The organism is Herbaspirillum sp. LeCh32-8 (genome assembly GCF_017814915.1).
In the GTDB taxonomy this organism is placed as follows: domain Bacteria; phylum Pseudomonadota; class Gammaproteobacteria; order Burkholderiales; family Burkholderiaceae_D; genus Herbaspirillum.
In genome coordinates this window covers 142,782-157,073 of the sequence record NZ_JAGIPZ010000007.1, presented here as the reverse complement: position 1 = coordinate 157,073, position 14,292 = coordinate 142,782, and the positions used below count along the sequence as shown (strand labels likewise).

General features: G+C 65.5%; 13 protein-coding genes. 5 read left to right on the top strand and 8 right to left on the bottom strand.

Annotated elements, in window-relative coordinates; genetic code table 11:
* Positions 1–66: 66 nt before the first annotated feature.
* The 8 genes from cynS to J8I26_RS14265 form a co-directional block, all read right to left on the bottom strand.
* The gene (cynS, locus tag J8I26_RS14300) at positions 67–510 is read right to left on the bottom strand and encodes a cyanase (RefSeq protein WP_209607775.1); all 444 of its coding nucleotides are present in this window, start codon (positions 508–510) and stop codon (positions 67–69) included.
* Between the two features lie 38 nt (positions 511–548).
* Positions 549–1,433: an ABC transporter ATP-binding protein gene (locus tag J8I26_RS14295; RefSeq protein ID WP_209607774.1), complete on the bottom strand. Its 885-nt coding sequence runs from the start codon at positions 1,431–1,433 to the stop codon at positions 549–551.
* A 13-nt stretch (positions 1,434–1,446) separates the two neighbouring features.
* Positions 1,447–2,298 carry a nitrate ABC transporter permease gene (ntrB, locus tag J8I26_RS14290; protein ID WP_209607773.1) on the bottom strand — a complete coding sequence of 284 codons (852 nt, stop codon included), beginning with the start codon at positions 2,296–2,298 and terminating at the stop codon, positions 1,447–1,449.
* Positions 2,295–3,692, bottom strand: a complete 1,398-nt coding sequence (locus J8I26_RS14285) for a CmpA/NrtA family ABC transporter substrate-binding protein (protein ID WP_209607772.1) — start codon at positions 3,690–3,692, stop codon at positions 2,295–2,297. The genes ntrB and J8I26_RS14285 overlap by 4 nt, the downstream gene beginning before the upstream one ends.
* A 141-nt stretch (positions 3,693–3,833) precedes the next feature.
* Positions 3,834–4,496 (bottom strand): response regulator transcription factor, encoded by a 663-nt coding sequence (locus J8I26_RS14280; RefSeq protein ID WP_209607771.1) that lies wholly within the window; start codon positions 4,494–4,496, stop codon positions 3,834–3,836.
* Between the two features lie 27 nt (positions 4,497–4,523).
* On the bottom strand, positions 4,524–5,699 hold the full coding sequence (locus J8I26_RS14275; protein WP_209607770.1) for a PAS domain S-box protein: 1,176 nt from the start codon (positions 5,697–5,699) through the stop codon (positions 4,524–4,526).
* A 101-nt stretch (positions 5,700–5,800) separates the two neighbouring features.
* Complete coding sequence (locus J8I26_RS14270) at positions 5,801–6,562, bottom strand: glucose 1-dehydrogenase (protein ID WP_209607769.1); 762 nt, start codon at positions 6,560–6,562, stop codon at positions 5,801–5,803.
* A gap of 205 nt (positions 6,563–6,767) precedes the next feature.
* On the bottom strand, positions 6,768–7,487 hold the full coding sequence (locus J8I26_RS14265) for a FadR/GntR family transcriptional regulator (RefSeq protein ID WP_209607768.1): 720 nt from the start codon (positions 7,485–7,487) through the stop codon (positions 6,768–6,770).
* Between the two features lie 413 nt (positions 7,488–7,900).
* Here J8I26_RS14265 and ampC point away from each other — a divergent pair, with 413 nt between their 5' ends.
* From ampC to J8I26_RS14240, 5 genes are all read left to right on the top strand, one after another.
* Positions 7,901–9,013: a class C beta-lactamase gene (gene ampC, locus J8I26_RS14260; protein WP_280868807.1), complete on the top strand. Its 1,113-nt coding sequence runs from the start codon at positions 7,901–7,903 to the stop codon at positions 9,011–9,013.
* Positions 9,014–9,163: 150 nt separating this feature from the next.
* Positions 9,164–9,667, top strand: coding sequence for a sigma-70 family RNA polymerase sigma factor (locus J8I26_RS14255; RefSeq protein ID WP_348635322.1), 504 nt, complete (start codon positions 9,164–9,166; stop codon positions 9,665–9,667).
* Position 9,668: 1 nt separating this feature from the next.
* Positions 9,669–10,664 (top strand): FecR domain-containing protein, encoded by a 996-nt coding sequence (locus tag J8I26_RS14250; protein ID WP_209607766.1) that lies wholly within the window; start codon positions 9,669–9,671, stop codon positions 10,662–10,664.
* 109 nt (positions 10,665–10,773) lie between these two features.
* Positions 10,774–13,233: a TonB-dependent siderophore receptor gene (locus tag J8I26_RS14245; protein WP_209607765.1), complete on the top strand. Its 2,460-nt coding sequence runs from the start codon at positions 10,774–10,776 to the stop codon at positions 13,231–13,233.
* Positions 13,234–13,376: 143 nt separating this feature from the next.
* Positions 13,377–14,132: a GntR family transcriptional regulator gene (locus J8I26_RS14240; protein ID WP_209607764.1), complete on the top strand. Its 756-nt coding sequence runs from the start codon at positions 13,377–13,379 to the stop codon at positions 14,130–14,132.
* Positions 14,133–14,292 lie beyond the last annotated feature (160 nt).

The following is a 14,292-nucleotide window of genomic DNA, read 5'->3' as shown; positions in this document are numbered from 1 at the left end:
GGCCTCTTCAGCAGGAATTGCGACGTGCAGGCGCATCTGCGCCTGCAGCCCCGGCAACGCGGCAAATCAATAGGTCTTGTACGGCAGGAACTTGCCCGAAAGCACCACATTGACGCGATCGCCGTTGGGATCGGCCTGGCGCTGGATATCCATCTTGAAATCGATGGCGCTCATGATGCCGTCGCCGAACTCCTCATGGATCAGCTCCTTGATGGTGCTGCCGTAGACGCTGACGATCTCGTACCAGCGGTAGATCAGCGGATCGGTCGGCACCGCCGTCGGCAGCGAACCCTTGTACGGCACGATCTGCAGCCAAAGCGTTTCCTCGTCGGTGAGGGCAAACAACTCCTGCGTCACCGCCGCCTGCTTCGCGGTCAGGGTCATCTGGCCCAGCATGGCGGCGGTTGTCCACTCCTTGCTCTGGCCGATTCGCTCGGCGATCTGCGCCCAGCTCATCTTGTTCTTGACCTTGGCGGTGATGATCTTCTGGGTGACTTGGTTGCGGTCCATGTGCTCTCTCCTTCAATAGAATGTGATGTGGATGAAATTCAGGCTGCTGCCTGTGAAAAACCGGATCCCGTGCCGGCTTCTTGCGCCAGTCCGGGCGTAACCACGCGCGTGGCCGGCGCCTGTCCACCGGTTGCCTGCGCAGCCTGGATCTGCTTTGACCGGTACACCAGGAAATCGACCAGATGGTTGCGGATACGATAAAACTGCGGGTCGTGATGCATGGATTCGCGCGTGCGCGCCTTGGGCATGGTGTTGAGCACCACCTCGGCGATGCAGGCGCGCGGACCGTTGGACATCAGGAAGATCTTGTCGGCCAGCAGGATCGCCTCGTCGACGTCGTGCGTGATCATGAACACGGTCTGGCGCGTAGCTGCACAGATCTTCAGCAACTCGTCCTGCACCACGCCGCGCGTCAGGGCGTCGAGCGCGCCGAAGGGCTCGTCCATCAGCAGCATCTTGGGTTCGATCGAAAACGCCCGGGCAATACCCACGCGCTGCTTCATGCCGCCCGAGAGTTCGGACGGCTTCTTGTGCTCTGCCCCCTTCAATCCCACCATCTCGATAAAACGGCGCGCATGCTCCTCGGCCTTGGCGCGCGGCCACTCCGGCCAGCGCGAGCGTACCGCGAACACCACGTTGCCCAACACCGAAAACCACGGCATCAGCGCATGGCTCTGGAACACCACGCCGCGGTCGAGACTTGGCCCTTTGACCTCACGCTGATCCATGATCACGACGCCGTCACTGGTCGCCTCCAGACCGGCCAACACGTTGAGGATGGTCGTCTTGCCGCAGCCCGAGTGGCCGATCACGCAAACGAACTCGCCGCGTTCGATGCCGAACGACACCCGTTCGAACACCGGCGGGCCGTCGGCCGCATAGCGTTTGGAGAGGCCTTCGACGCTCAGGAAATGCTTGTCCATGTGTCCTTGCCTTTCATTCCACGTAAGTGACCAGCTTCTGCAGCCGCGCAAACACCAGATCGAGCACCATGCCGGTCGCACCGATGACCAGGATCGCGAAGATCACGCTGGTCAACGACAGGTTGTTCCACTCGTTCCAGACGAAGTAGCCGATGCCGGTGCCGCCCACCAGCATCTCGGCCGCCACGATCACCAGCCAGGCGATGCCCATGGAGATGCGCATGCCGGTCAGGATGGTCGGCGCCGCGGCAGGCAATATCACCAGGAAGGCCTTCCTCAGCGGCGCCACTTCCAGCGTCTTGGCGACATTGAGCCAGTCGCGCCGCACCGAGGCCACGCCGAAGGCGGTGTTCATCAGCATCGGCCACACCGAGCAGATGAAGATCACGAACACGCCCGACACCGATGAATCCTTGATCGTGTACAGGGCCAGCGGCATCCACGCCAGCGGAGAGATCGGTTTCAATATCTGGATAAAGGGATCAAGGGCCCGCTGCATCAGCGGCGACATGCCCAGCAGGAAGCCGAACGGAATCGCCACCAGCGCCGCAATGGCAAACCCCAGCCCGACCCGACCCAACGAATAACCCAGCTGGATGCCGATGCCCTTGTCATTGGGTCCGTTGTCGTAGAAGGGATTGGACAATTCCTTGCGAATGGTCTCCCCCATCTGCGCGAGCCCCGGGAAGCCGTCGTTCCTGGCCGCGCCATTGCTCTTGCCCATCAGCCTGGCGTACTCGTCCTGCGCGGCGCTGCCCGCGCTCTCCTTGGGCAACGTGGCCAGGTGCCACACCATCAGCACGCAACCCAGCAACAGCAAGGAGATCAGCGCCGCGCGCCAGCCGGTCTTGTTGCCCGTGGTCATGCCGTCCTCTTGATGGCAAAACTGTTGACGTAGGCTTCCGCCCTGGCCGGATCGAACTCCCTGCCCATGATGGTGTGCTTGCGATAGGCGCCTTCCGGCACCGGCTGGCCGAGTTCCTTCATGTATTTCTTGGCGTCGGTCAGCAGCAGCACCTTCTCGGCGATGGCCTTGTAGTCGACGTCGCCCTTGATGTAGCCCCAGCGCTTCATCTGCGTCAGGATCCATACGCCCATCGAATCCCAGGGCACCGGATCGAAATCGGCGCGCCCCGGCACGTTCTTCACATTGCCCAGGCCATCGGCAAAGCGCCCCGTCAGCACCTGCTCCACCACCGTCTCGGGCTGGTTCAGGTAGGCGGCAGGCGAGATCACCTTGGCCACCAGCGCGCGGTTGGCCGGATCGCGCGCCATCGCAGCTGCGGTCAGCACCGAACGGAACAGCGCGGCGAAGGTATTGGGATTCTGTTTGACGAATTCTTCCGACGTGCCGAAGGCGCAGCAGGGATGACCGTCCCAGATCTCCTTGGAGAGAATGTGGATGAAGCCGACCTCGTCGTACACCGCACGCTGGTTGAAGGGATCGGGGCCGAGGAAACCATCGATATTGCCGGCGCGCAGATTGGCCACCATCTCGGGCGGCGGCGTCACGCGAATCTGCACATCGCGATCCGGGTCCAGGCCGTGCTCCGCCAGGTAATAGCGCAACAGGAAGTTGTGCATCGAATATTCGAAGGGCACGGCGAACTTGAAACCCTTCCACTGCCTGGGGTCGCGCTTGTCCTTGTGCTTGGTGTGCAGCGTGATGGCCTGGCCGTTGATGTTCTGGATCGTGGCCACGCGCATCTGCACCGCGTTGCTGCCCGCGCCCATCGACATGGCGATCGGCATCGGCGACAGGAAGTGCGAAGCATCGTGTTCCTTGTTGATCATCTTGTCGCGGATCAGCGCCCAGCCGGCCGTCTTGTTGAGCGATACGTTCAGCCCTTGCTTGCGATAAAAGCCCAGCGGATCGGCCATGATCAGCGGAGCCGCGCAGGTAATGGCGATGAATCCGATCTTCAGGTCCTTCTTCTCCAGCGCACCGTTCTTCTCCTGCGCCATTGCCTGCAGCGCGCCCAGCGGCAATACGCTGGCAATCGCCGCGCGCGCCGTGTTCTTGCCGACCGCGCGCAGGAAGTCGCGACGCTCCGTCATGCGCGGGAACAGCGCGCGCATCAGCGACTCCTCCACCACATCCTCCGTCAGCGCCTCGACATCCTGCGCCCGCCTTGCGCGCAACGCCTCCTGCTCGTCGTCGTGCTGGCGCTGGTTGCCGTGGCGGCCGCACGAGCAACCGGCGCCGGCGCGGTCGGCATCATAGGTATGGAAGACGTTCTGTTCTGGTGCTGTCGGCATGATTCCCCCGTTTGGTGAGTTTGAGGTGGCTTGCTGCAATGCCATCAAACGTGTGCAAGGGATTTGCCAGCGGGACAAACGACGTCATCCTGCGACGACGCCTTGTAGTGGAAGCACTACATGGACAGGCGCAAAGGCGCGTCAGACCGGCATCAGCTGGTGCCGGACCGCATACATGGCAATGCCCACATCATTGGAGGCGCCGGTCTTCTCAAGGATACGGCTGCGGTAGGTGCTCACCGTATTGGGGCTCAGCTCCAGCTGCTCGGCGATCTCGCGAACGCTGCGGCCGGCAGCGATCAGGCTGAACACCTGGTACTCGCGGTGCGACAGGCTCTCGTGCGGCGCCCGCTCGCGCAAAGCCGGGCGCGCGCCCAACTCGGAGGCCAGCGTCTCCGCCATCTGCGCACTGACATACACGCCGCCGCCGGCGGCCTTGCGTATCGCCGCCACCAGCTGCTCGGTGTCGGCGCTCTTGTTCAGGTAACCGGCCGCGCCCAGCTTGTAGCATCGCGCGGCGTACTGCTTCTCGGGATAGGTGGACAGCATCAGCACCGGCAATCGCGGCATTTCCTGGCGAAGCTGGCGCAGCACGTCCAGGCCGTCCTGCTGCGGGATGGCGATGTCCAGCAGCACCAGGTCGATGGCCTCGACCCGCGCCTTGTGCATTGCTTCGGGGCCGCTGGCGCATTCGGCGGCGACCTCGATATCGGGCGTGTCGGCCAGGATCTGCTTCAAGCCCTCGCGCACGATACGATGGTCGTCACACAGCAGGATGCGGATGGTATCGGTGCTTGCATTCATCGTTTGCCTCCTCTTGCAGATACGACATCAATTGTGCGACGACAACGGCAGATGCAGGCACACCAGCGTGCCCGGCATGCCGCTTGCCGGTGCAAGGCGCGCACCAGCGATGCTCAGTGCGCCGCCGAAGTGCAACGCACGCTCGCGCATGCCCATCACGCCGTAGGAGGTCGCGGCCTCCAGCGCCTCGCGCGCAGCGCCGACGCCGTCGTCCTCCACTTCCATCGCCAGCTGGCCCGGCCTCAGCCGCACCACGATGCGTACCCGCGTGGCGCGGGCATGGCGCGCCACGTTGGACAACATCTCCTGGAAGATGCGAAACGCCGCCGTCGCCTTGGCGCCGTCGGGCGCGAAGGCTTCCGGCGCGATGTCGAACTCGACCTCGCAGGGCAGCTCGGTGGCCTCCGAGAATTCCTGCACCTGCCATTCCAATGCGGCAATCAGGCCCTGATGATCAAGGATGCTGGGACGCAGATCGGTGATGATGCGCCCGACGTTGTCTACCGCTGCCTCGATCAGCCGATCCATCGCCTGGCACTTGCGCATGACCGGCTCACGATCTTCCACACGCCGGGCCATCCAGTTCACGTCCAGCTTCAGCGCCACCAGCAGGCTGCCCAGCTCGTCATGAATCTCGCGCGCAATGCGGGTACGCTCGTCCTCTCGCACCGAATGCGCGTGCGCCGACAGCTGGCGCAACTGCTTGAGCGCCGCCGACAGCTCGCGCGTGCGCTCGGCCACGCGCTGCTCCAGCTCCGCCTTGGCGCGCTGCAGCTGCTCCTCGGCCAGGCGCCGCTTGGAAATGTCGCTGAAGGTGATCACCGCGCCACGCACCTGGCCGCCGTCGACGATCTGGTAGGAGGAATATTCGACCGGAAAGAAAGTGCCGTCGGCGCGCCAGAACACTTCCTGGTCGACCCGGCACGACTCGCCCTTGCGGAAGGCCTTCAGGATCGGACATTCCTCCTCGGGATAGTGGCCGCCGTGCTCGTGACTGTGGTGCGCCAGCTCGTGCATGTTCATGCCCAGCACCTGTTCCACGCGGTAGCCCAGCATGTCGGCGCCGGCACGGTTGATGAAGGTGCAACGGCCGTCGAGATCGATGCCGTAGATGCCCTCGCCGGTTGAATCCAGCAACAAGGTGAGCTTGTCCCGCAACAACAGGGCATCGGCGGCGTGGGCGTCTGGGATCGGCATCATCATGGTGCAACCGAGCCAGCAAGGGGCATGCCATGTGCCCAGCCTTTTCCTTTGGACAAAAAAAGGCCACCCCTGGGTGGCCTCTTTTTTTGCCATCCGGCGGATCACGGCATGTACTGCCCGCCATTGACCTCAATGATCTGCCCAGTCACATACCCCGACATCTGCTCCGACGCCAGGTAGAGGAAGGCGCCGCTGCATTCGTCCGGCTCGCCGACGCGCCCCATCGGGATGGTCTTGCGGAAACCCTCCATTTGATCCGGCGTGGAGAAGCGATCATGGAAAGGCGTCACGATCACGCCCGGGGCTACCGCGTTGACGCGAATCTTGTCGACCACCAGCTCCTTGGCCATGCCGCGCGTGATGGTGCTCACGAATCCCTTGGACGCAGCATAGATCAACGCGCCGGGACCGCCGCCGTGGCGCGCGGCCACCGAGGTGACGTTGATGATGTTGCCGCCGCCCTGCTTGCGCATGATCGGGATCACGGCGCGCGTGAACGCGACCACCGAGCGCGAATTGATGGCGATGATGTCGTCGAACAATTCGTCGGTGACCTTTTCCAGCGGCTCGCGCTTGACAAGGCTGCCGGCGTTGTTGATCAGCACGTCGATGCGGCCGAGCTGTTCCACCGCGCTGGCCACGGCCTTGTTGATGGCGTTGCTGTCGCGCACGTCGGCGCCGATGGTGATGGCTTTGCTGCCGGTTTCGCGCACGTCGGCGGCGACCAGTTCGGCCTCCTTGGCCGAGCTGTTGTAGTGGACCACGACGTGTGCGCCTTTGGCGCCGAAGGCGCGGGCTGCGGCGGCGCCGATGCCGGTGCTTGCGCCGCTGATGAAGACGACTTTTCCAGCCAGGTCTAGCATGCTGTTCTCCTGTTGATATGAATCGAGGGTTGGTTCGTTCATGCTCCGGCTTGATGCTGGACCGCCCTCAGTCCGCCGGTATCGCTTGTTGTGTTGTGGGGCATCGCCGGCACCTTGCGTGAAGACGGTGCGCGGTATTGCCGCACCGCCGTTGTGGAATGCCGCCGGCGCAAGTCCGGCGGCAACGGCGGCGCGTGAAGATGGATCAGTCGTGCACCGACTCGTCCTTGTTGCCGGCGGCGCCGCGATAGGCGTCGCGCACATGCAGCAGGTGGTTGCGCATGGCGTCGGAGGCCTTCTGCGGATCGCGCGCCTTGAGCGCGTCGAGGATCTCGCGGTGGTCCTGCAGGCTGCGCTCCAGCGTGGCAGGGATGCGCGAGGTGATGGTGCGGCTCTTCTTGCCCAGCATGTAGAGGCTGCCGGCGATGCTTTGCAGGAAGGGGTTGTTGCAAGCCTCGATGATGGCTTCGTGGAACTCGACGTCGGCGGCGGCGAAGGCGGCCGGATCGGACAGCAGGCGCGCCTCATCTTCCACGTTGGCGACCAGGCGCTCCAGCTCGGCGTCGTGCATGTGGGTGGCGGCCAGCGCGGCGACGCCGGTCTCGATGATCAGGCGCGCGTCGAACAGCGACTCCAGCGTGCCGGGATTAAGGTCGATGATCATCTCCAGCGGCTCCAGCAGCTCGCGCGTTTCCAGCGAGCTGACGAAGGTGCCCTCACCCTGGCGGATGCGCAGCAGGCCCAAGAGCGCCAGGCCGCGAATCGCCTCGCGCACGGCCGGTCGTCCAACGCCCAGCATGGCGGCCAGCTCGCGCTCGGGCGGCAGCTGCTGGTCGGGTTTCAACAGACCGCTGCGGATCATGGTCAGCAAGCGCTGGGCGACTTGCTCGGAAATCGATTTCTGGACGATGGGATCAAAAGACATACTGTCGGAATGAGTGCCTACGATAGGTGTGGAAAAGAGCGGTCTTGCGCCAGCCCGGCACGCCGGCTGCGAGCGACAGGGCAATGGTAAGACCAATGGCGACGAGGATAGGTATGCGGCCCGAGGGTGTCAAGTCGGCCGCAGCGCCGTATTGTTCGTCGTGCAATGAAGCAGGCATAGAATTTTTTACAGTTCTCTCGCCTGAAAAGGCCAAAACAGCCAATTATCCGCCCAAGACCAAGTTTTCCTATGGACTCGGCGCAGTTTTTGTCGTTTGCGCCGCTGGCCGGCCGACACAATAATGTGCCCCTGTCCGAGCCACACGCTTCCCCATCAAGATGAACAAAGAACGACCAATGACATTGAGTACCGCCCGCTACGCCGCAGCCGCGCTGTTCGGCTTCACCGCCTTCATGACCGGCGCGCAGGCCGCCGACCCTCACGAGCTGCATGCCCGGCAAGCCAGCGACAGCGTCATCGCGCCGCTGATGGAGAAGTATCGCATTCCCGGCATGGCGGTGGGTGTGATCAGCGCCGGCAAATCCTATGTCTTCAATTACGGCGCGGCCTCGCTGCAGCCGCGCAAGCCGGTCACCGACCAGACGCTGTTCGAACTGGGTTCGATCAGCAAGACCCTGACCGCCACCATGACCTCCTACGCCCAAGTCGAAGGCAAGCTCTCGCTGGACGACAAGGTGGAGAAATACCTGCCGGCGCTGCGCGGCAGCGCCTTCGGCCAGGTCAGGCTGCTCGACCTCGGCACCCACACGCCGGGCGGCCTGCCGCTGCAACTGCCGGACGGCATCGGCAACGAGGCGCAGCTGATGGACTACTACAAGGCCTGGAAGCCCAGCTACCCGGCCGGCACCCAGCGCACCTATGCCAACCCCGGTATCGGGCTGCTGGGGCTGATCACCGCCAGGAGCATGCACGAGGACTTCACCCGCATCATGGAAAAGCGGATCTTCCCGGCGCTGGACATGCAGCACAGCTTCATCAAGGTGCCGGCCAAGCGCATGGGCGACTACGCCCAGGGCTACAACAAGGAAGACAAGCCGACCCGCATGAAGGGCGACGCGCTGGCGCCGCAAGCCTACGGCGTCAAATCCACCGCCGCCGACATGCTGGCCTTCATGCGCGCCAACATGAACCCGTCCCTGCTGGAGGACACACTGTCGCGCGCCATCAGCGGCACGCACGTCGGCTATTACCGCACCGCCCAGTTCACCCAGGACCTGATCTGGGAGCAATACGCCTATCCGGTATCGTTGCCCACCCTGCTGGAGGGGAACTCAACCAAGGTCATCATGGAACCCACGCCGGTCACCGCGATCACCCCGCCGCAAGCCGCGCGCAATGACGTGTGGATCAACAAGACCGGCTCCACCAACGGCTTCGGCGCCTACATCGCCTTCATCCCCGCGCGCGGCATCGGCATCGTCATGCTGGCCAATCGCAACTTCCCGATCGATGCGCGCGTCACCGCCGCGCATGACATCCTGACGGCCCTGGCGCCGCCGCAATGATCGCGACGACGTGCGCCCGCCTTGCGCTGCAGGCGCGGCGCATGGCGACGATGGGGCGATTGCGCGCCGCCTTCCCTGATATATAATTAATAATCATTATCAATTACAAATCGGGGAAGCCATCGCAGCTTCCTTCAGAGGGAGCTTCCGGTGACCAACGACAGCGCGCAGACGGCAACCGTGCACGGCATGTACGTGACGCATCGCGGCTGGCTGCAGCACTGGCTGGCGGGCAAGCTGGGCAACCGCGACGCCGCCGCCGACCTGGTGCACGACACCTTCGTGCGCATCATGAGCGGACGCCGCCTTCCGCAACCGGACGGCGAACAGCGCGCCTTCCTCACCAAGGTCGCCAAGGGCCTGCTGATCGACCGCTGGCGCCATGAAGATATCGAACGCGCCTATCTCGACACCGTCGCCCTGCTGCCGGAAGACCAGTCGCCCTCGCCCGAGACGCGCCTGCTGGTGCTGGAAACCCTGCATCGCATCGACGCCATGCTGCGCGGCCTGCCGCCCAAGGTGTGCGAGGCTTTCGTGCTGTCGCAACTGGACGGCCTGCCCTACGCCGAGATCGCCGCGCGCCTCGAGCTCTCGCTGATCACCGTCAAGCGTCACATCAAGCGCGCCCTGCTAGCCTGCCTCACTGCCCTCTGACATGGCCGCGCACGACACCCCCGCGCGGCCGGCCGGCGCTCGTAACGACTCCCCTGAACCCGACCAGCGCATCCTTGGCGAAGCGGTCGACTGGCTGATGCGCCTGCAATCCAACGAAGCCGATCCCGACGCCCTGCGCCGCTGGCGCGAGGCCGACCCGCGCCATGCCGCGGCATGGGCGCGCGTGGAAAGCCTGCGCGGCATGATGGGAACGGTGCGCGAACTGCCGCCCGGCGCGGCCAGCGGCGCCCTGCAGCAGGCCAACCGCAACGGCCGCCGCCGCGCGCTGGGCCTGCTGGCGGCGATGGCCGCGCTGCCCGCCGCCTGGCTGGCCTGGCGCGAGAAGCCTTGGGAAGAACTCAGCGCCGACCTGCGCACCGCCGTGGGCGAACGCCGCAGCCAGACGCTGCCGGACGGCACGCGCCTGGTCTTGAACAGCCACAGTGCAGTGAACATCCTGTTCAACCAGCACGAACGCCGCATCCGCCTGCTGGCCGGCGAGATCCTCGTGACCACCGCGCCCGATCCGGCGCCGGTGCACCGCAGCCTGCTGGTGCAGACGCCGCAGGGCGAGGCCTACGCGCTGGGCACGCGCTTCTCGGTGCGTCGCTTCGAGGACGACACCGCCGTGGCCGTGTTCGAAGGCGCGGTCGAGATCCGCAACAACAATCCGGCGCAACGACTGGTGCTGCAGGCCGGCGAGCAAACCCGCTTCGGCGCGCTGGGCGTCGCCGATGCCCGTCCCGCCGATCCTGCCTCGGCCATGTGGGAGCTGGGCATGCTGGTGGCAAAGGACATGCCGCTGGCCGAGCTCCTGGCCGAGTTGTCGCGCTATCGCCGCGGCGTCCTGCGCTGCGATGCCGCCATCGCCGGCATGCAAGTGACCGGCGCCTTCCCGCTGGACGATATCGATCGCAGCCTCTCGGTGCTCACGGCCTCGCTCAAACTGAGCCAGCGCCGGGTCTCGCGCTGGTGGATCAGCATCGAGCCGGCCTGAGCCGACGTCATCTCCCCCGGAAAAATTCTTCATGCGTAGTGATACTTTTGCGCCGCTCGGCCGGTATAGCGGATGTCATCTCACTCACATCGCCTGAAAGGATTCCATCTTGCGCTCCCTGCAATACCGCCGTCCGGCCGCCCGTTCGTCCATACCTGCCTGCGCCCCGGCGCGCCGCACGCCGATCGCTCACGCCGTGCACGGCCTGCTGCTCGGCATGGCGCTGTCATGCGCCATCGTCCCCATGGCCGCCGGCGCCGCCGCAACCTCGGATGCCGCCAATGCGGCCGGGGTGCGCAGCTACGCCATCGGCCCGGGTCCGCTGGGCCATGTGCTGGCGCAGTTCGCGGCGCTGTCGGGCGTGCCGCTGTCATTCGACGCGGGCCTGCTGAGCCAGCTGCAAAGCCGTGGCCTGCAGGGGAGCTACTCGGTTGACGAAGGTTTCGGCCGCCTGCTCTCGGGCAGCGGCTTCGCCGCCGAACGCCGCGCCGACGGCGGCTATATCCTGCGCAAGATTCCGGCCGGCACGACAGCCGACGGCACATTGCCCCAGGTCCAGGTAAGCGGCAAAGCCGAGGCCGAAGCCGCCTCCGGCACCGTCGGCTACGTGGCGCGCAGCGCCGGCTTCGCCACCAAGAGCAGCGCGCCGTTGCTGGAAACGCCGCAGTCGGTGTCCGTCATCACCCGCGCGGAAATGGACTCGCGCGGCGTGCAAAGCGTGACCGAGGCGCTGCGCTACGTGCCCGGCGTGGCCATCGAGACCTACGGCCCCGACTCCAAGGGCTACGACTGGCTGATGATCCGCGGCTTTGACGGCCAAGCCACCAGCGACTACCGCGACGGCCTGCGCCAGGCGACCAACAGCTACAGCTTCTTCCGCAGCGAACCCTATGGCCTGGAAAGCATCGAGATCCTGCGCGGCCCCTCCTCCACGCTGTACGGCCAGACCGAGGCCGGCGGCATGGTCAACCGCACCAGCAAGATGCCGGTCACCGAGCCGCTGCACGAGGTGCAGGCCGGCTTCGGCAACCACAACGTGCGCCAGGCCCAGTTCGACCTGGGCGGCGCGCTCGACAAGGACGGTGAATTCTCCTACCGCCTGACCGGCCTGGCGCGCAACGGCAACAACGTCTTCGACGACCGCAACGAACGCCGCTACGTCGCCGGCGGCCTGACCTGGCGCCCCTCGGGCGTCACCCGCGTGACGCTCCTGGCGGACTACCTGAGCGACCGCGTCGGCCTGGCCAACAACTGGTCGTGGACCTACCCGTCGCCCAACCTGCGGCCGACCCACATCTCGTACTCGGAAAAAGAGTTCGACAAGTACGAGACCGAGCAAGCCACCTTCACCTACCTGCTGGAGCACAAGCTCTCCGAGCACTGGACCTTCAACCAGAAGGCGCGCTACGGCAAGAACCGCCTGCCGCTGTTCAACAAGACCATGCTCAACGGCCTGCAGGCCGACGGCGTGACGGTGAACCGCTACGCCTTCCGCCGCGTCGAGGATCTGGAGCAGTTTGCGCTGGACAACCAATTGGCAGGCGACCTGCAGTTGGGCGCCACGCGCCACGCCGTGCTGTTCGGCGTGGACGCCAACTTCGTCAACGCCAATGCGATGCGCTGGATCGGCGCCGAGCCCACGCTGAACCTGTCCAATCCGGTGTACGGCCAGGCCTTCACGTTGCCGTCCACGCTGCAGCTCGACACCCGCACCTCGCAGCAGCAGATCGGCCTGTATGCGCAGGACCAGATGAAATTCGCGCAGCGCTGGGTGCTGACCCTGGGTGGTCGCTACGACGAGGTGCGCACCGTCACCGACAACCACCTCACCCGGCTCGGCCGCACGCAGAACGACAGCGCCGCCTCCGGCCGCGTGGGCCTGACCTACCTGATCACGCCCGAGCTCTCGACCTATGCCAGCTACTCGACCTCATTCCTGCCGCAGGTGGGCGTGAACTCCAGCACCGGCAATCCGTACGACCCGACCCGCGGCAAGCAGACCGAAGTCGGCCTGAAGTACCAGCCGGCCGACGGCGGCACGCTCTACACCGCTGCCGTGTACAACCTGGAGAAGACCAACGTCACCACCACCGATCCCGCCACGCTGCTCACGCGCCAGGTGGGCAAGGTGCGCTCGCGCGGCCTGGAGCTGGAAGCCAAGACCTCGCTCAGGAAAGGCCTGGACCTGACCGCCTCGTACTCCTATACCGACGCCAAGGTGAAGCAGAGCGCGGTCGCCACCGAACTGGGCAAGGACGTGCCGCTGGTGCCGCGCCACATCGCCTCGGCCTGGCTCGACTACCGCCTGCCGGACGGCCCGCTGGCCGGACTGGGCATGGGTGCGGGGCTGCGCTACGTCGGTCCGACCTACGGCGACTCGTCCAACCTGTACCGTGTGGGCGGCCGCACGCTGGCCGACGCCGCGCTGTACTACGACTACCAGAAGTGGCGCTTCGCGGTGAACGCCAACAACCTGTTCAACAAGCAATACTTGTCGACCTGCAGCTCTTCGGCCTGCTACTGGGGCGCCACGCGCAGCATATTCACCAGCGCCCGTTACAGCTGGTGATGGCTGCGTCGCCCATCTGATGCGCGCCCGCGCCACCGCAAAGCCCGCCCCGCGCGGGCTTTTGCACATCCGGTTTGCGCCATCGGCGTGCGGCTTGCGCTACCATGGGCGGCGCCTGTGCCACCAACCATGAAGCCGCCGCCATGCCACCCGCGATCGACGCCCGCCCCGCCGGCAAGCTGACCGACACCGTCTACAGCATCCTGCGCGAAGACATCTACGCCTTCCGCCTGCTGCCGGGCGACCGCTTTGCCGAGAACGACGTGGCCGAGCGGCTGCAGGTATCGCGCACGCCGGTGCGCGAGGCGCTGATGCGGTTGCAGAGCGAAGGCCTGGTGCGCGGCTACTTCCGCAACGGCTGGGAAGTGGTGCCGATCGATCTGGCGCGCTTCGCCTCCCTGTATGAACTGCGCGAGATGATCGAGCTGCATGCGGTCGGCAAGCTGTGCTCGGCGCGTGTCGACGATGCCGCGCGACGCGCGCTGGTCAAGGAACTCAGCCGCAGTTGGCGGGTCCGGCCCGGCAAGCGCCTGGACGACGGCCTGCAGGTGGCGGCGTTGGACGAGCACTTCCACTGCGCACTGGTGGCCGCCGCCGGCAATCCCGAGACCGATGCCGTCTACCGACAGGTCACCGACCAGCTGCGCATCATGCGCCGCCTGGATTTCGCCTACGGCGACTGCATCGCCGACACTTACGACGAGCACGCCGCCATCCTAGAGGCGATCGCGCAGGGCGACGCTGACGACGCTGCCACCCTGGTGGCGCGCCATATCGAAGGCAGCCACACCGTGGTCGAACGCATCACCATCGAGCGCCTGGAGCAGGTGCGCGCCGCCACGGTGCACACCGCTGTGGTGCAGTCCACGGCACAGTCGCGGCGCAAGCGCTTCGGCTGAGATCCCGCAAAATCCCGCAAATAGTGCGGCGGCGCTGAGCCGCGACGGGCCGTGCCGCCCCGCCCGGCGAGCCGCATTCTCGCCTCCCTAGCGCTACACGGACTGCCGCGGCCTTCCTCCCTTTTTCCTCCCTCTTGCCGCTCTGCCAATGGCACGGAAC